The organism is Massilimicrobiota sp. An80 (assembly GCF_002159255.1).
Classification (GTDB): domain Bacteria; phylum Bacillota_I; class Bacilli_A; order Erysipelotrichales; family Coprobacillaceae; genus Allocoprobacillus; species Allocoprobacillus merdigallinarum.
This window is the reverse complement of the sequence record NZ_NFHI01000030.1, coordinates 1-20,328: the sequence shown is the minus strand read 5'-3', so window position 1 is coordinate 20,328 and position 20,328 is coordinate 1. Positions and strand designations below refer to the sequence as shown.

At 32.3% G+C, this 20,328-nt stretch carries 22 protein-coding genes and 1 riboswitch; of the genes, 5 read left to right on the top strand and 17 right to left on the bottom strand.

Annotation, left to right across the window (positions count from 1 at the left end):
• Positions 1–6: 6 nt before the first annotated feature.
• The 7 genes from purH to B5G32_RS09040 all read right to left on the bottom strand — a co-directional run bounded on the left by purH (position 7) and on the right by B5G32_RS09040 (position 7,013).
• Complete coding sequence (purH, locus tag B5G32_RS09070; RefSeq protein ID WP_087936455.1) at positions 7–1,530, bottom strand: bifunctional phosphoribosylaminoimidazolecarboxamide formyltransferase/IMP cyclohydrolase; 1,524 nt, start codon at positions 1,528–1,530, stop codon at positions 7–9.
• Positions 1,531–2,124: a phosphoribosylglycinamide formyltransferase gene (gene purN, locus B5G32_RS09065; protein ID WP_087244426.1), complete on the bottom strand. Its 594-nt coding sequence runs from the start codon at positions 2,122–2,124 to the stop codon at positions 1,531–1,533.
• Positions 2,118–3,143 (bottom strand): phosphoribosylformylglycinamidine cyclo-ligase, encoded by a 1,026-nt coding sequence (gene purM, locus B5G32_RS09060; RefSeq protein WP_087244425.1) that lies wholly within the window; start codon positions 3,141–3,143, stop codon positions 2,118–2,120. The genes purN and purM overlap by 7 nt, the downstream gene beginning before the upstream one ends.
• Before the next feature lie 11 nt (positions 3,144–3,154).
• Complete coding sequence (gene purC / locus B5G32_RS09055) at positions 3,155–3,880, bottom strand: phosphoribosylaminoimidazolesuccinocarboxamide synthase (RefSeq protein WP_255374759.1); 726 nt, start codon at positions 3,878–3,880, stop codon at positions 3,155–3,157.
• Positions 3,877–4,365: a 5-(carboxyamino)imidazole ribonucleotide mutase gene (gene purE / locus B5G32_RS09050; protein WP_087244423.1), complete on the bottom strand. Its 489-nt coding sequence runs from the start codon at positions 4,363–4,365 to the stop codon at positions 3,877–3,879. The genes purC and purE overlap by 4 nt, the downstream gene beginning before the upstream one ends.
• Before the next feature lie 18 nt (positions 4,366–4,383).
• On the bottom strand, positions 4,384–6,054 hold the full coding sequence (locus B5G32_RS09045) for a formate--tetrahydrofolate ligase (RefSeq protein ID WP_087244422.1): 1,671 nt from the start codon (positions 6,052–6,054) through the stop codon (positions 4,384–4,386).
• A gap of 128 nt (positions 6,055–6,182) precedes the next feature.
• Positions 6,183–6,261, bottom strand: a riboswitch (ZMP/ZTP riboswitch).
• Between the two features lie 47 nt (positions 6,262–6,308).
• A complete protein-coding gene (locus tag B5G32_RS09040; RefSeq protein WP_087936453.1) occupies positions 6,309–7,013 on the bottom strand; it encodes a LytTR family transcriptional regulator DNA-binding domain-containing protein in 705 nt (234 codons plus the stop codon).
• Positions 7,014–7,175: 162 nt separating this feature from the next.
• On the opposite strand from B5G32_RS09040, the gene B5G32_RS09035 reads away from it, so the two are divergent.
• The 4 genes from B5G32_RS09035 (at position 7,176) to B5G32_RS09020 (ending at position 9,763) form a co-directional block, all read left to right on the top strand.
• Positions 7,176–8,018 (top strand): hypothetical protein, encoded by an 843-nt coding sequence (locus B5G32_RS09035; RefSeq protein ID WP_087936452.1) that lies wholly within the window; start codon positions 7,176–7,178, stop codon positions 8,016–8,018.
• On the top strand, positions 8,011–8,508 hold the full coding sequence (locus B5G32_RS09030) for a hypothetical protein (protein ID WP_087244419.1): 498 nt from the start codon (positions 8,011–8,013) through the stop codon (positions 8,506–8,508). The genes B5G32_RS09035 and B5G32_RS09030 overlap by 8 nt, the downstream gene beginning before the upstream one ends.
• 9 nt (positions 8,509–8,517) lie before the next feature.
• On the top strand, positions 8,518–9,126 hold the full coding sequence (locus B5G32_RS09025) for an ATP-binding cassette domain-containing protein (RefSeq protein WP_087244418.1): 609 nt from the start codon (positions 8,518–8,520) through the stop codon (positions 9,124–9,126).
• 451 nt (positions 9,127–9,577) lie between these two features.
• A complete protein-coding gene (locus B5G32_RS09020; RefSeq protein WP_087244417.1) occupies positions 9,578–9,763 on the top strand; it encodes a hypothetical protein in 186 nt (61 codons plus the stop codon).
• A gap of 19 nt (positions 9,764–9,782) precedes the next feature.
• On the opposite strand, the gene B5G32_RS09015 is transcribed toward B5G32_RS09020, so the two are convergent.
• The gene (locus B5G32_RS09015; protein WP_087936451.1) at positions 9,783–10,706 is read right to left on the bottom strand and encodes an alpha/beta hydrolase; all 924 of its coding nucleotides are present in this window, start codon (positions 10,704–10,706) and stop codon (positions 9,783–9,785) included.
• A 76-nt stretch (positions 10,707–10,782) separates the two neighbouring features.
• Between B5G32_RS09015 and B5G32_RS09010 the strand changes: the two genes are divergently transcribed.
• Positions 10,783–11,289 (top strand): flavin reductase, encoded by a 507-nt coding sequence (locus B5G32_RS09010; RefSeq protein ID WP_087304243.1) that lies wholly within the window; start codon positions 10,783–10,785, stop codon positions 11,287–11,289.
• A gap of 333 nt (positions 11,290–11,622) precedes the next feature.
• On the opposite strand, the gene B5G32_RS09005 is transcribed toward B5G32_RS09010, so the two are convergent.
• The 9 genes from B5G32_RS09005 to xth all read right to left on the bottom strand — a co-directional run bounded on the left by B5G32_RS09005 (position 11,623) and on the right by xth (position 20,209).
• Positions 11,623–11,829: a hypothetical protein gene (locus B5G32_RS09005; protein WP_087936450.1), complete on the bottom strand. Its 207-nt coding sequence runs from the start codon at positions 11,827–11,829 to the stop codon at positions 11,623–11,625.
• Positions 11,830–12,110: 281 nt separating this feature from the next.
• Positions 12,111–13,712, bottom strand: coding sequence for an ABC-F family ATP-binding cassette domain-containing protein (locus B5G32_RS09000; RefSeq protein WP_087936449.1), 1,602 nt, complete (start codon positions 13,710–13,712; stop codon positions 12,111–12,113).
• An 83-nt stretch (positions 13,713–13,795) separates the two neighbouring features.
• Positions 13,796–14,788: a DUF7309 domain-containing protein gene (locus B5G32_RS08995; protein WP_087244411.1), complete on the bottom strand. Its 993-nt coding sequence runs from the start codon at positions 14,786–14,788 to the stop codon at positions 13,796–13,798.
• A 51-nt stretch (positions 14,789–14,839) separates the two neighbouring features.
• Positions 14,840–15,706 carry a tyrosine-type recombinase/integrase gene (locus tag B5G32_RS08990; protein ID WP_239386227.1) on the bottom strand — a complete coding sequence of 289 codons (867 nt, stop codon included), beginning with the start codon at positions 15,704–15,706 and terminating at the stop codon, positions 14,840–14,842.
• Positions 15,707–15,801: 95 nt separating this feature from the next.
• Positions 15,802–16,326 (bottom strand): hypothetical protein, encoded by a 525-nt coding sequence (locus tag B5G32_RS08985; protein ID WP_087244409.1) that lies wholly within the window; start codon positions 16,324–16,326, stop codon positions 15,802–15,804.
• Positions 16,327–16,443: 117 nt separating this feature from the next.
• The gene (locus tag B5G32_RS08980) at positions 16,444–17,853 is read right to left on the bottom strand and encodes a PTS sugar transporter subunit IIC (RefSeq protein WP_087936447.1); all 1,410 of its coding nucleotides are present in this window, start codon (positions 17,851–17,853) and stop codon (positions 16,444–16,446) included.
• Positions 17,854–18,136: 283 nt separating this feature from the next.
• Positions 18,137–18,847, bottom strand: coding sequence for a GntR family transcriptional regulator (locus tag B5G32_RS08975; RefSeq protein ID WP_087298285.1), 711 nt, complete (start codon positions 18,845–18,847; stop codon positions 18,137–18,139).
• Between the two features lie 67 nt (positions 18,848–18,914).
• Positions 18,915–19,454 carry a phosphodiesterase gene (gene yfcE / locus B5G32_RS08970; RefSeq protein WP_087244406.1) on the bottom strand — a complete coding sequence of 180 codons (540 nt, stop codon included), beginning with the start codon at positions 19,452–19,454 and terminating at the stop codon, positions 18,915–18,917.
• On the bottom strand, positions 19,451–20,209 hold the full coding sequence (gene xth / locus B5G32_RS08965; protein ID WP_087244405.1) for an exodeoxyribonuclease III: 759 nt from the start codon (positions 20,207–20,209) through the stop codon (positions 19,451–19,453). The genes yfcE and xth overlap by 4 nt, the downstream gene beginning before the upstream one ends.
• Between the last annotated feature and the right edge of the window lie 119 nt (positions 20,210–20,328).

The window sequence follows — 20,328 nt, the reverse complement described above, 5'->3', positions numbered from 1 at the left end:
TATATCTTAATGTCTAAAATGTCTATATCCACTAAAGACCATTGGAATATTCTTTTCATTACACAAATCAATAGAATCCTGATCTCTGATACTTCCACCTGGTTGAATAATAGCGCCAACTCCTGCCTTGGCAGCAACTTCAACACAGTCATTAAATGGGAAGAAAGCATCACTAGCTAAAACTGAACCTTCGAAATTCTTATCAGGATTGTTTCTAATAGCATTTTCCAAAGCCCAGACACGTGAAGTCTGTCCTCCACCAATAGCCAAAGTCACACCATTTTTCACAATACAGATTGCATTTGATTTAACATATTTGACAACTTTCATACCAAATTCCATATCTGTTAGCTGTTCTGGTGTAGGCTTTGCTTCAGTGACAACTTTCATTTCATCAATCATCTTTGTATTTAACTCTTGGACAAGCACTTTACCTTCAAGATATTTAATATCATATTTGGCATCTCTGGCATCTAAATTCTTTAATTTTAAGATACGTAAGTTTTTCTTTTTCTTTAAGATTTCCAAAGCATCCACATCAAAATCAGGTGCTGCAACGATTTCTAAGAAAATCTTATGCATCTGTTCAGCTGTCTGTTTATCAATTTTATAGTTCACGGCTACAATTCCACCAAAGATAGATTGTGGATCTGCTTCATAAGCTTTCATATAAGAATCATAACCAGTTTCACCAATCGCAACCCCACAAGGTGTTGAATGTTTAATAGCCGCTGTAACAATCTGATCACCAAATTCTCTCACTAAAGCCACAGCTCCATATAAATCGTTGACATTATTGAAAGAAATTTCTTTTCCATGTAATTGTTCATAATCTAATAATGATTTTTGAACATAGCTGTCTTCATATTTATTAGCTGCCTGTTGAGAGTTTTCTCCATAACGTAAATGTTCCACTTTCTTTAATGAAATGTTTAAAGTATCAGGGAATTCATCATGACATACATCTGCAAAATAACGTGAAATCATGGCGTCATAAGCCCCTGTTGTACTAAAAGCTTTATAAGCAAGACGTAATCTGAAATCATAATCAGTCTGATTGTTTTCAATAGCTTCTAAGACTTTTGCATAATCACTTGGATCAGTGACAATCAAAACATCTTTGAAGTTTTTAGCAGCACTTCTAATCATAGAAGGTCCACCAATATCAATATTTTCAATCATATCTTCCATTGGTTTTCCAGCTCTTAAAGCTTTTTCAAATTCATATAAATTCACACAAACCAAATCAATAGGTTGAATATGATGTTCTTGAACTGTTTTCACATGTTCTGGATTATCTCTTTTAAATAAAAGTCCACCATGAACTTTAGGATGTAAAGTTTTCACTCTCCCATCCAACATTTCAGGAAAACCAGTGACATCATCAATCGCAATACAGTGAACACCATTGTCTTCTAAAACTTTCATTGTTCCACCAGTAGAAACAATTTCAAATCCAAGTTTCACTAAACCTGATGCAAAATCAACAACACCATCTTTATTTGTTACAGAAATCAAAGCTCTTTTCACTTAAATCACCTTTGCCCTTCCATTTTCTACTTTTATTCTTCCATCACAATATAACCCGACAACTTCAGGTAAGATGCGATGTTCAATCTCCAAAACTCTAGCCTGTATATCTTCTGGTTTATCTAAATCCGAAATATCACAGGCAACCTGCTTAATGATAGGACCACCATCTATTTCACTGCTGACAAAATGAACAGTCGCCCCACTGACTTTCACGCCTCTATTCAAAACAGCTTCGTGGACATGCATTCCGTACATACCTGCCCCACAAAATGAAGGAATCAATGAAGGATGAATATTGATAATCTGATTTGGATAGGCATCAATCAGTTCATCTGTTAAAATGGCTAAATAACCAGCTAAAACAACCAAATCAATGTTTCTTTCCTTTAACATTGATACAATCAATGTATCATTCTTTTTGACAACTGCTGTTTCAATCCCTGCTTTTTGAGCACGCTGTAAACCATAAGCTTTTTGACGATTAGAAATCACAAGTTCAATCGTTCCATTGATTTTTCCAGCCTGACAGGCATCAATAATTGATTGCAAATCTGTGCCACCACCAGATATCATCACAGCAATCTTTAACATAACTGAACTCCTTTTTGACCTTCTTCAATATGTCCAACAACATAACAATGATCACCTGCTGCTTCAATAGCTTTCATAGCTGTGTCAACATCTGCAGGATCTAAAGCAATCACCATTCCTAGCCCCATATTAAACGTATTATACATCATCTGTTCTTCGATTTGTCCATTCTTTTGAATCAGATTGAAAATAGGTGGGATAGGATAACTATCTTTACGAATGAGGGCTAATGCATGATCTGGTAACATTCTTGGAACATTTTCATAAAATCCTCCACCTGTAATATGTGAGCATCCTTTGACTTGAACGCCAGCTTTTTTGATATTTTTTAAAGCTTTGACATAAATTCTTGTTGGTGTTAATAATGTTTCACCCAATGTTCCATTTAATTCATCATAATATGTTTCTAATGATTCTTTTGTGATATCAAAAACTTTTCTCACAAGTGAAAAACCATTACTATGCACACCACTAGATGCGATACCAACCAAAACATCACCAGCTTTGATATTTGAACCATCAATAATATCTTTTTTATCAACAACACCTACTGCAAAACCAGCCAAATCATAATCATCTTCAGGCATTAATCCTGGATGTTCTGCTGTTTCACCACCAACTAATGCACACTCAGATTGAAGACAACCTTGAGCAACCCCTTTAACAATGGTTGCAATTTTTTCAGGATAGTTCTTTCCACAGGCAATATAATCCAAGAAAAACAATGGCTCTCCACCACTACATGCAATATCATTGACACACATCGCAACAGCATCAATACCTATTGTATCATGTTTATCCATCACAAAAGCTAATTTCACCTTTGTTCCACAACCATCAGTTCCTGATAATAAAACAGGTTCTTCCATATTTTTAATGGCACTTAAATCAAATGCTCCAGCAAAACCACCAAGTCCACCAATCACTTCAGGACGCATCGTTGCTTTGACATGTTCTTTCATTAATTCTACTGATTTGTATCCAGCTTCAATATCTACACCAGCTTTTTTATAATCCATACTTTTTCTCCTTATTTATTTTCCATTCTTGCTAAAACGGCTTTATAAGTTTCAATTAAATCACCAATATCTTGTCTAAAGACATCTTTATCATATTTTTGATTTGTATCAACATCCCATAAACGACAAGAATCAGGTGAAATTTCATCTGCCAATAAGATTTGACCATCTTCAGTTTTACCAAATTCAATTTTAAAATCTACTAATTTTAAATTTAATTTTAAGAAGAATGCTTTTAATAATTCATTAATCTTTAATGTTGTTTCACGGATATATCTTAATTCATCACGAGTCGCAAGTCCTAATGCGACTGCATGATCATCATTGATTAATGGATCACCATAGTCATCATTTTTATAACTTAATTCGAATATTGGTTCATCTAAGACAATACCTTCTTTTGCTCCTAATCTTTTACAGAATGATCCTGTTGTAATATTTCTAATAATGACTTCTAATGGGAAGATTTCTACTTTTTTAACACGAATATCTCTTTCATTGATTTTTTCAATCATATGTGTCTTGATTCCTGCTTCTTCTAACATATCAAAGATAATACAAGAAATCGTATTATTTAAGACACCTTTTCCTTCAAACTGATCATGTTTCACACCATTACCAGCTGTTGCATCATCTTTATAATGAATGATGTATTCATTTGGATTTTCTGTTTCATAAACTTGTTTTGCTTTTCCTTCATATAATAATTTTGCCATTGTTTTGTTCTCCTTTTTTATTGATATTTTTCCATAACTTCCTGATTTGCTTTCATTGCCTGTTTTTCATTATCCTGACGGAAGGCGATGAGTTTTGTTTTTAATTCTTCATGATGTACAGCCATCATCTGTAATGCTAAATAAGCTGCATTTTTACTTCCATTAATAGCGACTGTTGCAACTGGGATACCAGAAGGCATTTGGACAATTGACAACAAAGCGTCCATACCATCTAATGTTGCGCCACTTAGTGGAACACCAATAACAGGTAATACTGTTTGCGATGCGACAACTCCTGGTAAAGCAGCGGCCATACCTGCTGCTGTAATTACAACCTCTGTCCCATTTTGATTGATTTCCTTCATAAACTCACTAAGTCCTAGATGAGCACGATGAGCTGATAAACATCTCACCTGAACTTCAACACCATAATCTTTTAAAATTTGAATAGCTGGTTCAACTTTAGGTAAATCACTTGTTGAACCCATAATCACTGCTACTTTCATTTCTCCATCTCCTTCTATTTAAAATAATCCAACAATCTTGCCATCTTCATCAATATCCATATTCACGGCAGCGGGTTGTTTTGGTAATCCAGGCATACGCATAATATCGCCACTAATAGCGACTAAAAATCCTGCACCTGTATTTGGAATCAAATCATTGATTTCAACCACAAATCCATGAGGACGACCAAGCAATGTTGGATCATCAGATAATGAATATTGTGTTTTTGCGACACAGATTGGTAATTGACCTAATCCCTGTGCTTCATATTTTTTCATTTTATTCATGACCTTCTTAGTGAAAGTCACATCATCCCCACCATAGATTTCTTTTGCAATGACTTTGATTTTGTCAGCAATTGGTAAATTCAAATCATATAATGGCTCAAAATGAGCTTCTTTTGTATCTAAGACTTCTAATAATTTTTCAGCCAATTCAATGCCACCATCTGCTCCTTTTGCCCACACTTCACTAATGGCAACATCGACACCTTTTTGTTTACAGATTTCCTTTAATAATTCAAGTTCAGCCTTTGTATCGGTTGGAAAAGCATTAATAGCAACAACACTAGGCAAATGGTATTTATGAATATTTTCAATATGTTTTTCTAAGTTTTCAATTCCTTTTCTAAGGGCATCTAAATTTTCTACTGCTAAATCTGTTTTCTTTACGCCACCATGCATTTTAAGCGCACGGACAGTTGCGACAATAACAACTGCATCTGGTTTTAATCCAGCCTGACGACATTTGATATCTAAGAATTTTTCAGCACCTAAATCAGCTCCAAAACCAGCTTCAGTAATGGCATAATCACCTAATTTCATAGCTAAATTTGTTGCCATAACAGAGTTACATCCATGTGCAATATTCGCAAATGGACCCCCATGAACAAAGACTGGCGTATGATCAAGTGTTTGGACCAAATTGGGCTTAATAGCATCTTTCAATAATAATGTGACAGCTCCTGTAGCCTGAATATCATCCACCGTCACAGGTTCACCTGCATGATTATAAGCCACAATCATACGTCCTGCACGTTGTTTTAAATCTTCCAATGATGTTGCTAAACACAAAATAGCCATGACTTCACTCGCTACTGAAATATCAAATCCATCTTCTCTAGGAACACCATTGACTTTACCACCAAGTCCCACAACAATATGTCTTAATGCACGATCATTAAGATCCACACATCTTTTCCAGACAATCTGTCTTGTATCAATATCCAATGGGTTTCCCTGTTGAATAGAATTGTCTAACATCGCTGCAATTAAATTATTGGCAGTCGTAATAGCATGAATATCACCAGTAAAATGCAGATTGATATCTTCCATTGGAACAACTTGAGCATAACCACCACCAGCTGCACCACCTTTCACGCCAAAACATGGACCTAAGCTTGGTTCACGCATAGCCACAACAGATTTTTTCCCTAATTTATTCAATGCTTGAGATAATCCAATCATTGTTGTTGTCTTTCCTTCACCTGCAGGTGTGGGATTAATGGCAGTCACTAAGATTAACTTTCCATTTTCTTTTTCCTTAAGTTGAGAAATCGCTTCTAATGAAATCTTAGCTTTATACTTACCATAAAGCTCCAAATCATCTTCATCAAGTCCAACTTTTTCAGCAATCTCCTTGATGGGTTTCATTTTTGCACTTTGTGCAATCTCTACATCTGTTAACATCATTAAACACCCTTTCTTTTTTTATTTTTAGGACCTCTTGACACTTTCTTTATATCACAAATTCATGGTTTTGACTATTGATATCGTTATCAATTTATGAAAAACCAAAAAAAGAGTCTAAACGTCCAGACTGTTGCCCAGACGGTCGACTCTTTCCCATTATACTCCATGTGGTCTATTCCACTTCCGTCAGTTGTATAACTAATTGAATAATATCATTTCTTACCTTTTTTTTCAATATTTATTCATATTTTTTACTGACTAGAAAGAAAAGATTGAATCGCATCATTAATTAATTCTTTATTCATGATAGAAGTTGGAATACAATCTCCATTTTTCATTTCTAATTCACCATTTCGAATCATTAAAATATAATGCATATTTACAAAATAACGGGGATGCATCTGAAAAAAAGAATACTTCAATAACTTCGTTTTTGTTTTGGTTAAATCACCAAAATGTCCATAAAAACGCTGATGTGCAGTCACCACCTGTGTTTGAAAACGTCCATTTTCAATATAAACGATTTCCCCTGGTAAAAAACGTCGTGTTCCTCCATTATCAAGATAGAAGATTTCCTCGTGATGTAATTTTTGGTAATGACTCCATATTCTTTGAAATTCACCATTAAACAGTTCTGGTAATTCCTGTTTTAAAAACATCTGATATCCATATGCCCGAAAACTTTCATGCATATGCGCATAATCATCACCAATATAGATAATCAAACATTCAGGATTCGCATCATGTAAATACTCACCCATTAAAAAACCATTGTCACCATGAATACGATCTCCAATAAAAGCCACATCATAGCTTTCTCTTTGACGTAAAAATGCTATATTGACAAATTGATCATAGCTATCAATAGATATATCTTCTTTCATATGTGTCTGATATAATAATTCACTTAATTTTTCTATACAATCTTCATCATCCATACAAATAAATACTTTCATGTCCTTCACTCCTTATCCCTTTTTTTATTTTACCTATTCATTTTTAAATAAAAAATGCCACTTTCACTCCTGTTTGTGCATTTTTAGCACACTTTCGACTTATTTTTGCATAAGTCTGTTAAGGTATAAAGGAAACATATAAGAAAGGAGGACAATAATTTTATGGAAAGACATCGTTCCTTATGGAAAGCGTTTCTTTCAAAAGAAAAACTATTTCTAGTGACTGTCATTTTTATATTCATTATCATAAGCACTATTTATAGTTTTCAACAATCTATTTTTTCCAGTCCTGGTTATCAGGAAGCTTATCCTAATGCTGGACTTGAATTTTTTTACAGTTTATATCGTATTGGTACAAACCCATTTTTATTTATTTTACTGATGCTGTTGCTGCCAAATATCATGGCATATGATTTTTTAAATATGCATCAAACTCGCAGTGCTTACATGATTGAAACAAGATTAACAAGAAGACATTATTATCTGGAAGTCAGCATCAAAAATATACTTTTGACCTTTGGAGTGATCACCCTGATCCAGGTAGGCCTACTTATTTTCTGTCATGTTTTTTTAATTCCTATACATTTTCAAAGCATGACTTATCCTGATGGATACTATATCACGACTCAGCTTCTATGCCCTATTGAAGTGATCAATCTGATTCTTTTTATAACCCTCACTTCTTTAGGCTATGCTTTAATGTCCAGTGTTATTTTGGCATTACAGACTTTTATCACCAACAAATATGTCTATCGTTGTTGTGGTGTGATCATTGGTATTTTGCTGGTATTAATTCCCGCCTTGATTCAAGGGTATTTACCTATTCCAGAAGCAGCTTTTCTTATTCAAATCAACAATTTAGTTGCATTAGGATTAGAACATGTTCGTGAAAATCCATTTGGTCTTTCACATCTTGCATTGTATGCGATTTGTTTTTTCATATATGCCATAGTTTCTTATCTTTGTTTTCAGATCTTATTGAAAAGGAGAGAAACAAATGATTAAAAAATGGTTCAAACTTCTCGATGTGAAAGTCATGATCATATTGATTATGATGTTGTTTGCATCACCCATCCTTTGTGGAAAAAACACTTATACAATTTGTCTCATTTATTCGAATTATCTTTGTGTTTATATGAATAATGTCTTTTTATTAATGAACTATCAGTTTACAGCACAATGCAATCGCTTGCTATCTCCTATTATCACAAGAATTGGTGAACAGAAAACATATACTTCCGTTTATTATTTCTTAATGATGGTCAGTTTTATTTATACAATGATTATTTATATAAGCTATGCTTTCTTTTTTGGTGGCATCTTACCAGAAGATATGTTTGTGACGATTTTATTTATGATTCTTAATCTTATTGTCACTTTTATTGAAACAACATTCATATATCTACAAATTGGTCAAAAAAAGAATTTTATTTATTTAGCTTTACCTATCTTTATGAACTTTTTATTTCATATTGTTTATACAAAACTATTTTAAGGAGGATTTATGTTAGATATTCAAGATTTAAGTATAAGTTTTCATAAACAACCCGTATTACAACATCTTTCATTTCATCTTGATGGTCATGAATGTATCTATATTCATGGTATCAATGGTTCAGGAAAATCAACACTTTTTAAGCTGATCTGCGATATTATCAAACCTACTTCAGGGACAATCACCAAAAAGAATGATTTACAGATTGGAGCTTTAATTGAAAATCCAGGTTTTCTAGAAAACGAAACTCTCGCTTATAATCTTCAATTCCTGGCTTCTTTAAAAAATCAATATGATAGCAGCTATATTGAATCATTGTGTCAACAATTTCAATTAGATTTACATAGCTCCATGAAGTTAAAAAACTTTTCTGTTGGTATGCGTCAAAAAGCAGGTATCATTCAAGCCATTATGGAAAATCAGGAACTTATTTTATTAGATGAACCCACACGTGGTTTAGATCAGACATCTATTCATACATTCTGTCAGCTCATCAATCAATTACATGACAAAGGACATACCATTGTGATTGCTGCTCATGATTACTTACCAGATATCCATTATACACATATCTATCGTTTAGAAGAGGGACAATTATTCTTAGATGAAATGGATTAAAATAACTGTTATTTATGGCTTGCTTGTTTATTTTTTGAAATATCTTTATCAGGATATAACACCTTATATTCTTCTTCACTATCCCTTCTTTGATTTTCGATATCTTATTTTTGTTATCATCCAAATATTCTGGAGTTATATTTTCTATCAAATCGTTTATCAGTATCTCTATCTTGATACATTGATAAGCTTACGTCTTTCTAAACGAAAGAAACATGAGATTTTTTTGAAACAATGGTTCAAATATATAAGCTTTTATACATTGATTCACATTTTCTTTTTTATTTTCTTTTCTTTACCTTTATCTTTTGGACTAATCGCTCTACAATTGATCCTATGGAGTCTTGTTTTTATTTTTTTACTTGTATTCTATAAGATTTGGAGTTATCATTATGTATCAATGATATTGATTATGATTGGTATACATCTATTTATTTAAAGGAGGTTAATGATGGAACAATTAAATCAGGCAAATCATTATATTTATCAGGCTTTAGAAAAGCTTCTTGATATTTCTAAATATGATTCTATCAATGAAGAACAACGTAAAGAAATTTATGATGTGATTGATGACATTGAAGAAGCCCGTCATGCATTATATGAATTAAAAAATGAAATGCGCACACATACAGCCTAAAATAGATGTTTGATAACATCTATTTTTTTGTATAACGATGAATAAATTGAAAAATAGTCTGATAATATGTTGTCGCATCAGTAGAACAGCTTTGAGCATGACCTGCTCCTTTAATAATAAGTTTTTCTTTAGGGCAATTGGCTTTTAAATAGAGTTCATCTATCATATCCACGGGGACAAAATCATCGTCCTGACCATGAATAAATAAAATAGGAATCTGACTTTTTTGAACCTGTTGAATAGGTTGAACATCTTCCAAAGCATAGCCTGCTCTTATTTGAGTCACAAGACTTGCCATATGCAAAGCCACTTCACTTTGCCACTTTTTCATAGGAATATGGTATTGAAAAACATCCCAGACACTCGTATAACCACAATCTTCAATAACAGCCTTCACTTGTGATGGTAAATTTTCTCCAGCTACATCCATGACCGTAGCTCCACCCATAGAAACACCATATAAAATAATTTGAGCCTGTGGATTTTGAGATACAAGATAGTCAATCCATCCCATAATATCATAACGATCATCCCAACCCATTCCAATATAATCTCCTTCACTTTGCCCATGACCACGTAAATCAGGAATCAAAAGATTATATCCCTGCTCATAAAAATGTTTGACAGGTGAAATAATGCTAGAACTATCTCCTCGATACCCATGCACCATAATGGCATAAATGGGATTATTTTGTTCAATATAATAAGCATGTAAAAAAAGATCATCATAACTTGAAATAGAAAGATGAACACTCTTATCTTCTAACCATTTTTGAGCATCTTGGGTATCTTTTTGATAAAGTTCACTATCAAATAAGGAATGATTAGAATGGGGATTGAGGGTATAGTCATATAAATAATTTCCAATATATAAAGTGATACCCATGATAAATATTGTCAAAATCAAGATAATGATTGAAATGATTTTGATGATTTTTTTCATTTTTATGGTTTCACCTCTTTATATTTCATATTTTTTGCATATACTATGTTATAATCAGGAAAAAGGAGGAAGAATGATGGCATTTGAAAAAATAGATATAAATACTCTAGATATGAATGCTTTTCAGGCCATTGGCAAAGACTGGATGCTTATAACGGCTGGTAATCATCAAAAAGTCAATACGATGACAGCTTCTTGGGGCGGTATGGGTGTTTTATGGGGACAAAACGTTGTTTATGCATTTATCCGTCCACAACGCTATACAAAACAGTTTGTTGACCAGCAAGAATGCTTCTCTCTATCATTTTTTAATGGATATAAGAAAGAACTTTCTGTTTTAGGTACAGTTTCTGGACGTGATCAAGATAAAATCAATCATGTTCATTTCCATACCACATATATTGATGACGTACCTACATTTGAAGAAGCACATTTGGTCTTCATTGTTGAAAAAATCTATGAAGATGACATTAAACCTGAAAACTTTAAAGATACATCTCTAGATACAAAATGGTATCCTGATCAGGATTATCATCGTGTTTATATTGCTAAAATAAAAGGTGTTTATGTTCAAAGAACATAAGCCTTTTTATTATATATGCTTGTTTTTTCATAAATAAAACATCACTATCTATTGTTTCCGATATTTTGAAAATCTATTCAAAAAAAGTGATGCATACACATCACTTTACTCATTTTCTCATATAACGACTGTTCCCATTAACATGGGCTTTCATGTATCTCTTTAATCAAAACATATGCCTAAAACAGCATTGCCACCTTTTTCTTTTGCTTTTTCAGTTAAACGTTCTCAAGCATGATTTAAATATATTTCCATATTCATTGCTAATCGGATTGCTCGAAAAGCATCATCATATGCAAAGATAATTCCTAAATCTTTCATATTTTATAAGTCTTATTTTTTGACAGGAATTTCTCCTTCCTGTAACCAGTCTTTATAACACTTTTCGTACATTTCGTCAGATTTCTTTTCAATATTTTGTTTTTGAATCGCAAAATCAGAGTCTATCTGTGGACCAAAGAATTGACAGATCTGCTGAAACATAACATCTGATTGTATCGGAACTTGTAAAATACCCATCAATGCAAATGAGATCGACATCCTGCCTGTCTATATTGATTGATTGCTTTCTCTTTAGCAGGACCATCTTCGACTTCTTTGCATGGTATAGATTTATTTATAGGGAATATGAGCTTCTTTTAAATAATGAATAACATCTGCCTTGAGATCTTCTGGAATCAAACAATCATGCATATCTTGAATTATCGCAATATTTTGAAATGAAATCATGAACATCGTCTCCTTTATCAATCTTTAATTTATGATTATTATCTTTCTTTTGAAATCATACCAGATGAGAATTAAAAAAACTTGATTATTGTTTAATTTTCTAAAGTTTCTTTATATTCTAAATATTCATCATATGTTGATAAACGATCAATACATCCCTGTGGTGTTAATTCAATAATTCTATTTGCAATTGTTTGTACAAATTGATGGTCATGAGAAGCAAATAAAACATTTTCTTTAAAACGAATTAATCCTTCATTAAGAGCCTGTATAGATTCCAAATCCAAATGATTGGTCGGTTCATCCAAAACAAGCACATTGGCATTTGCCATCATCATTTTTGCCAGCATACATCTGACTTTTTCTCCACCTGATAAGACATTTGCTTTCTTTAAAGCTTCTTCTCCAGAAAATAAGACTCTTCCTAACCAGCCTCTTAAATCTTGTTCATAAGCATCATCTCCAGCATATTGTCTTAACCAGTCAACAAGCGTTAAATCACAATCATCAAAAAATTCATTGTTATCTTTTGGGAAATATGATTGAGATGTTGTCACTCCCCATTGGAAAGTTCCTGTATAATCTGTAATTTCACCCATGATAATCTTAAAGAAAGTTGTCACCGCCAGCTCATGATCTGAAACAAAAGCAACTTTATCTTTTGGTGAAATAGAAAATGAGACATGATCAAAGATTTGTTCACCATTTTGACTGTATCCTAAATCTTCAACAGTTAAAACAATATTTCCAACTTCTCTATCTGGTGTAAAACCAATAAATGGATATCTTCTTAATGATGGTTTAATATCTACCATCTCTAAGTTATCTAATAATTTTTTACGTGATGTTGCCTGTTTTGCTTTAGAAGCATTGGCACTAAAACGCGCAATAAATTCTTCCAATTCTTTTTTCTTTGCTTCAGCTTTTTTATTAATTTCTTTTGCCTGTTTTAACATCATCTGAGAATATTCATACCAGAAATCATAATTTCCTATATATAACTGAATTTTACTATAATCAATATCCGCAATATGCGTACAAACTTTATTCAAGAAATGTCTATCATGAGAAACAACAATGACTGTATTAGGGAAATTCAATAAGAAATTTTCTAACCATGTGACACTTTTTAAATCCAAATGGTTAGTCGGCTCATCCAATAATAAAATATCAGGATTACCAAATAAGGCCTGTGCCAATAAAACTTTGACTTTTTGTTGGTCACCTAATTCTTTCATAAGCAAGTGATGATATTCACCTGTTACACCTAATCCATTTAAAAGAATTTCAGCATCAGTTTCAGCATTCCAGCCATCCATTTCCATAAACTCACCTTCAAGTTCAGCAAGTTCAATACCATCTTCATCATTAAAGTCAGCTTTACTGTAAAGCTCTTCTTTTCTTAACATAATTTCATAAAGACGTTTATTTCCCATTAAAACTGTTTTTAAAACTTCCTGATCATCATAAGCAAAATGATCCTGTTTTAATACAGATAATCTCTGTCCCGGTGTTATCACAACTTCACCTTTATTCGGTTCAATTTCTCCTGATAAAATCTTTAAAAAAGTAGATTTACCAGCCCCATTGGCACCAATAATTCCATAACAGTTTCCTTCAGTAAATTGAATAGATACATTTTCAAATAAAGCACGATCGCCATATCGCAAAGACACATTTTGAGTTGCTATCATTTTATCAATTCTCCTTTTTGACAAGTCCATTCTATTATACATGAAAGATATATTTTTGCAATGAAAGAGTATAAAGAATCATATTACATTTGCATAAAGCTTTCCATTTGACCCAAAACGTCATCCATCATTGGTAATGATGTAATATGTACATCAATTTGACATGTGTCACAAATAGAAACTAATGAGCTATAAACTCTTGGATTTCTAACAAAAATTTCCTGTGGTTTCCCAAATTTTTCTATAACTTTACTCAATTGTTGAATACATATAGAATCTTCATCATCTTCAGGTTTTAACATATATATATTAATAATTTCTTGTGAAAGCAAATCCATAACTAATAAAACAAGTGAACTGACTGGACGATCATATCTTTCATCTATAAAACCACCAGATAAATATGCCAAATCAATGATATACTGATTTTGCGTTTGTGGTAACTCTTTTAAATAATTGAGATATTGCTGATCTTCCAAATCTACAACATAGAATTTTTCTTGTTCTTCAGGTCTTTGTATAGCTTCATATTTCCAACCATGATGATCATGAGCAAAAAGTATCTCACCATTATCAAAATCCACAGCAACTTCGTGATTCATATAAGCTTTCATAAGTGGAATGAGATGCTTAAAAACTTGTACAATCACACTTGCTTGTTGATCATTAATTTCATAAGGATAAAATCTTGGCACAAATGAAAGAAAATATGGCCAATGTCCTTTTCCTCTATATTTTAATCCTAATTTTTTAATGATTTCTTTTTGACCTTTTGGAACCTCTTCGCGATCTCCCATATAAAATGTTAAACAATTTTGTTCAAACATCATATATTGCGCAATAGCCTGATCTGGATATTCATGAGCTATACTACATAAATCTGCATATCCCTCTTCTCCTTCATATATAGATACCCCAATACAATCACCTAATTTCCCCATAATTGTACAATAATATGTTTTCTCATTAATCTCTAAAGCAACAAAATCATTACTCCATAAGACTTCCCATGGTTTTAGCTGTACCCACTCATCTGCATATGTATATAATTGTCGCCAGACTTCATATCTTTGCATATTGTTATCACCTCATCATTATCATATATGAAAATATATAAAAAAGAAATATTATTTAATAAGTTGCCTTGGATTTTTATTCATCATAATCTCTTTTTGTCTTTGAATAGAAGCATAGGCATAAATGCTGGTTGTTGTAATAGAGCTATGACCTAATATCTTTTGGATATATGATATATCAACATCCTGCTCTAAAAGCATTGTGGCAAAGGTATGGCGAAACATATGTGGTGTGATATGAAAATCATCTGTATATCTATTGATAATATGACGAACAGACTGATCTGTTAAACGATGATATTGGTTATTGATAAAAAAATATTCCTGCTGACTAATCCTGTCATGAAAAGCCTGTTCATATTCTTTTAATGCCAGATAAACTTCCTCACCTAAAAATATAACTCTTTCTTTTGCATTCTTGCCATAAATAATGAGATACTTTTCCTCTAAATAAATATCTTCATTTTTAATAGCACATAATTCAGAAACTCTAATCCCTGTAGAAATAAGCAATTCAATCACGGCTTTATCTCTTTTTATAAAAAAGTGCTGATCTTGATCTAAACGATGAAGTAAATCCTGTAATTGATGGTATTGAATAATGCGTGGTAAAGTCTTTTCTTCTTGAATTTTATACCTCATTTTGTCCATTGGATTCTCTTGAATTATTTCATAAAAGACCATATCTTCAAAAAAAGCATGTAAACTCGCTAATTTGCGTTTGACAGTCTTAGGTTTAAAATGATGATTCAGATAATGAATATAGTAAGATATTTCACGCTTATTCATATCCTTATTCATCATAAATGAATAAAACTGTTTTAAATCAATGCGATAAGCCTTTAAGGTATGCCAGCTTAAGCGTTTATTTTCACATTGATTCAAATAAAAAGATAAATGTTCTAATGTTAATTGCATAATTATATCCTCCTTCTATTCATTATACATAAAAAATGACATATTTCAGGAGAAAAAAAGTACATAATCAATTCTATGATTATATACTCGCTTTATTAACTCTTTGATTGTGCAGCTTCTTTTGCAGCTTTTTTCTCTGCTTTTCTTCTTTCTTTACGATCTTTCTTTTCTAAGATTCTATAAACATCTGTATATTCTTTAACTGTACAATGAATTCTTTTATTAGCCTTTACAACTGCATGTACAAATTCAACTCTTTTCTTTGGAAAAAAGCAATATCTTTTCTTTGTATTTGTATAAAGTTCAATTGCATGTGGTCTTGTCACTAAGTCAGCCATACGTGGAACAGGATCACAAATTGTATCACAGTTCATTAAATCTACATGACTATTTTTCCACAAATAATAATGAATTGTTAATTCTCTATTATGTATAGTATATTTGTTTGGTCTACATCCTAAGAAAAATGCAAAACAAACAATTGCAAAAACGACAATAACCAAAGCAGTCTGTTTATCCTGCGTGAAAACTGTAAACACAGTATAGAATGCTAATGCAGTAAGAAAAATAATTGTTGCAGTATTCATTCGCACTTTAAACTCTTTAACTTCTTCTTCCATAAAACTCCTCACTTCCCTTTGAATATTATACACGATATGCATATAAATAACAATTTAAACTTTAAAAAAATAAGAGCGGAAATTCCGCTCTTTAAGTTTTCAAAATCGTTTAATATCTTATTCAGCTTCAGCAGCTTGTTTGTTTTGGAATCTTTCGTAAACAATTACGAATGGAATATAAATTAATGTAGATACTACAATAACGATAACTTGTGAAACAGCACCCATGAAACTTCCACCAGTTGCTAAGAATCCTAATAATAATGGTGGCATTGTCCATGGAACTTCGATAACGATTTTTGGACAGAATCCAATAGTAACTAATAACCATCCGATGAAGATACATGCTACTGGAGCAAGAATAAATGGAATACCTAAGATTGGGTTTAATACCAATGGAATACCAAATGTAACTGTTTCATTGATATTGAAAAGACCTGGAACGATAGATAATGTAGCAATTGCACGGTTATCTTCACGTTTACCAAAGATAAAGATTGCAATAACTAAACCTAAAGTAACCCCAGAACCTCCCCATTCAGCGAACATTTGTAACATTGTTAAGTTCAATACATTAGGGATTTCTGCTCCATGTTTTCCAGCAGTAAATGCAGCTGTATTTGCATATAACATTGGACGGAAGATTGGTTCTTTAACAGCAGATAACATGTTATTACCATGAATACCTACTAACCAGAATAATGAGATTAATACATACATTAACATAACTGCTACGATATTAGCACCAATGATATCTTGTAATGGTTGTTGTAAATAAGTAGAAATAACATCATTGAAATATAATCCACCAGTAGCCATTTGTACAGCCCATCCGATAACACCAACAACTAATAAAGTTAAGAATGTTGGAATTAAAACTTCGAATGCACGAGCAACACCTGGAGGTACTTGTTCAGGCATTTTGATTTTTAATCCTTCTCTTTTACGGAAGAAGTTATAAATTTCAAGCCCAAAAATACCAATAATCAATGAAGTAAATAAACCAGTAGCTCCCATATAACTTCCAGCAAAACCAGTGAAAGTCCCTACACCAGCTAAATCAACACCAGCTTGTTCTAAAACTGTTCCAATTGTAACAGCAGTACCAGCTGCATCAGTGTAAGCAGTTAATCCAGTTACTGCATGTGCAGTTGGAGTAACCATAGCCCAGCACATAAATCCTAAAATAGCTGGAAAAGCTCCAGTTTCACCGTTAGCTTCCCCAATTTCTTGAGCAACTAACATAACAATTCCAATAGCGATACATGAAATTGAACAGAACTGTATTGCGTTGAATACAGCATTAATTGGTTCTAAAACCATAACAGCAGGAATTAACCCACCTAGCCCTTGAGGTGCACCATTGACAACAGCATCGGTAATTAATACGTTTGTCCAAAGAACACCAATGGCACCAGCAATAGTTGCTGGCATGAAGTTTTGGAACGCATTTTTGATGGCACCAAGATATTTGTTTTGTCCAGCCCATGCTCCAATGCGCCCTAGCTTATCAGCAAAAGCATCCATAAAATTTTTCCTCCCTTAAAATATTTTTGACAATATAAGTATAAAATTTTTTTTATTAAAAGTCAATGCTTTTATATCAAAAGTATGGTACTTTTCCAATAAAAGACGGTTTTAACAGTGTTTTTTTACTTATTTTTTATTTTATTTTACCTGTTTTTTAGTTGTTTTTTTGTATTTTTTGCTCAAAATATGAATAACTATGCCATTTTTTATAAATATTTGTCTTTTAATCATTAATCATACCGACTACTCTTTCTAGTAAAAAAACTATCCCTTAGGATAGCTATTGTTGTACTATAACAGTCTGAAATTCAAAATGAGAAAAATGCTGTCTTGAGAGTGTATATTCGAAAATAGAACCATTGCTTAAAAAAGAAATCTGCTCTTCTTGAATATACGGCTCATTTTCTTTTAATCCCAAATATTGTTGTTCTAAAGGTGTAGATAAAGCTGCATTAATCGTTAAATGACAGCTTTGGATTTTTAACTTTAAAACTTTTTCGATATATCCATATACAGATCCTTTTAAATGCTGTAACTTTAAATTAGGAACAACACTAATGGGGATATATGTAATATCAATTAAATGAGGAATTTTATCTAAAAATCTGAGCCTTATAATATGATAGACAAAATCGCCAACATCTATCTGTAATTTCTCTGATAAATGTTCATCCGCTGGAACAACTTCAAATTCCAGGACTTCACTTGTGACTTCTTTAATTCCTTCATATTGTGCCGTCAAACCACGTCCAAATTTACTAACAGGATTATCCATGGCAGGATCATAATCCTTCACAAATGTCCCCGCACCACGACGACGGATAATGAGTCCTTCTTTGACCAATATATCTAATGCCTTTTTCATTGTTTCTTTATTACAATGATAGCTCATACATAAAACATACTCATAGGGAAGTTTTTGACCAAATGTATATTCTTGATTTTTTATTTTTTGACGAATATCATCAGCAATATCTCTGTACTTAGCCATATACTCACCCCTATCAATATAAAAATACCATACTTTTGATTTAATTTCACGGTTTTTTTCTATTTTTTTATATTTTTATACTTTGAAGCACCTTTTTATCAAAAGATACAATTTTCAATTCACCATTTTCATAGATACCAAAGCTTTTCTGTCCAGCCTTTGGCAAAGATATAGAGGATGGATTAAAAATCGTGATATCATTTTCTTTTTTTAACACTGGTTTATGAATATGACCATACATAAAGACATCTCCCGCCTTTAACATAGGTAAGTGTTCTTCATCATATAAATGCCCATGTGTAAAAAAGAAACGATGCCCATCTAAATAAAGTTCACTATAATCCCCTCTCATAGGAAACTCCAATACCATCTGATCCACTTCAGCATCACAGTTTCCTCGTACTGCTATAATATTCTCTTTATAAGCATTCAAGAGTTTCATGACTTCTTGAGGCTGATAGCCTTCTGGTAAAGGATTTCTAGGACCATGATATAATAAATCACCTAATAAAACCAATTTATCCATTTTTTCTTCTTCATAAATCTCCATAACTCTCTTTAAATCTGTATATGAGCCATGAATATCTGAAACAATCATGAATTTCATTGCAATCCCTCCAATTCAACACCGACTGGACAATGATCTGATCCAAATACATCATTATAGATATAAGCATCTTGAATCTGTTCTTTTAGATTATCTGATACAACAAAATAATCAATACGCCAGCCAGCATTTTTTTCTCTTGCTTTAAACATATAAGACCACCAAGAATATTTTTCTAAAGTTGGATATTTATATCTGAAAGTATCAATAAATCCACTCTCTAGTAATTCTGTAAATTTTTGTCTTTCTTCATCTGTAAATCCAGCATTTTTATGATTTGTTTTATCATTTTTTAAATCAATTTCCTGATGAGCCACGTTCAAATCGCCACAAATCACAACAGATTTTTTCTGTTTTAATGTATTCACATATTCTCTAAATGCATCTTCCCACACTTGGCGGTAATCTAGACGTTCTAAGCCTCTTTTAGAATTAGGCGTATACACAGTAACAAAATAAAAATTCTCATATTCTAAAGTAATCACACGACCTTCCTGATCATGTTCTTCCTTACCTAAACCATAACTGACTGAAAGAGGTTCTCTCTTTGTATAAATAGCCGTCCCACTGTATCCTTTCTTCAGGGCATCATTATAATAAGAGACATAACCATCAAACTGTAAATCAAGCTGATGCTTTTGAAGTTTTGTTTCCTGAATCGCAAAAATATCAGCATCAACTGATAAGAAAAAATCTTGAAATCCTTTATTCAAGCATGCTCTTAAGCCATTCACATTCCATGATACAAATAACATAATATCCTGGTATATTATAATTGACTCATTTATCAGTCATTAAAATATACCTTCTCCTTTCTATCAACTTTATTAATACGTAGTTGATGACGTTTAGGTTTATATGTAAAATTGAAATA

Coding starts and splice junctions, on each gene's coding strand:
- purN (WP_087244426.1), bottom strand. CDS start 2,124: ATGTTAAAGATTGCTGTGATGATATCTGGTGGTGGCACAGATTTGCAA.
- purM (WP_087244425.1), bottom strand. CDS start 3,143: ATGGATTATAAAAAAGCTGGTGTAGATATTGAAGCTGGATACAAATCA.
- purE (WP_087244423.1), bottom strand. CDS start 4,365: ATGAAAGTAGCAGTGATTATGGGTTCAACAAGTGATTTACCTAAAGTT.
- B5G32_RS09045 (WP_087244422.1), bottom strand. CDS start 6,054: ATGTTAACAGATGTAGAGATTGCACAAAGTGCAAAAATGAAACCCATC.
- B5G32_RS09040 (WP_087936453.1), bottom strand. CDS start 7,013: ATGAAAGTATTTATTTGTATGGATGATGAAGATTGTATAGAAAAATTA.
- B5G32_RS09035 (WP_087936452.1), top strand. CDS start 7,176: ATGGAAAGACATCGTTCCTTATGGAAAGCGTTTCTTTCAAAAGAAAAA.
- B5G32_RS09030 (WP_087244419.1), top strand. CDS start 8,011: ATGATTAAAAAATGGTTCAAACTTCTCGATGTGAAAGTCATGATCATA.
- B5G32_RS09025 (WP_087244418.1), top strand. CDS start 8,518: ATGTTAGATATTCAAGATTTAAGTATAAGTTTTCATAAACAACCCGTA.
- B5G32_RS09020 (WP_087244417.1), top strand. CDS start 9,578: ATGGAACAATTAAATCAGGCAAATCATTATATTTATCAGGCTTTAGAA.
- B5G32_RS09015 (WP_087936451.1), bottom strand. CDS start 10,706: ATGAAAAAAATCATCAAAATCATTTCAATCATTATCTTGATTTTGACA.
- B5G32_RS09010 (WP_087304243.1), top strand. CDS start 10,783: ATGGCATTTGAAAAAATAGATATAAATACTCTAGATATGAATGCTTTT.
- B5G32_RS09005 (WP_087936450.1), bottom strand. CDS start 11,829: ATGTCGATCTCATTTGCATTGATGGGTATTTTACAAGTTCCGATACAA.
- B5G32_RS09000 (WP_087936449.1), bottom strand. CDS start 13,712: ATGATAGCAACTCAAAATGTGTCTTTGCGATATGGCGATCGTGCTTTA.
- B5G32_RS08995 (WP_087244411.1), bottom strand. CDS start 14,788: ATGCAAAGATATGAAGTCTGGCGACAATTATATACATATGCAGATGAG.
- B5G32_RS08990 (WP_239386227.1), bottom strand. CDS start 15,706: ATGCAATTAACATTAGAACATTTATCTTTTTATTTGAATCAATGTGAA.
- B5G32_RS08985 (WP_087244409.1), bottom strand. CDS start 16,326: ATGGAAGAAGAAGTTAAAGAGTTTAAAGTGCGAATGAATACTGCAACA.
- B5G32_RS08980 (WP_087936447.1), bottom strand. CDS start 17,853: ATGGATGCTTTTGCTGATAAGCTAGGGCGCATTGGAGCATGGGCTGGA.
- B5G32_RS08975 (WP_087298285.1), bottom strand. CDS start 18,847: ATGGCTAAGTACAGAGATATTGCTGATGATATTCGTCAAAAAATAAAA.
- yfcE (WP_087244406.1), bottom strand. CDS start 19,454: ATGAAATTCATGATTGTTTCAGATATTCATGGCTCATATACAGATTTA.
- xth (WP_087244405.1), bottom strand. CDS start 20,209: ATGTTATTTGTATCATGGAATGTGAATGGCTTAAGAGCATGCTTGAAT.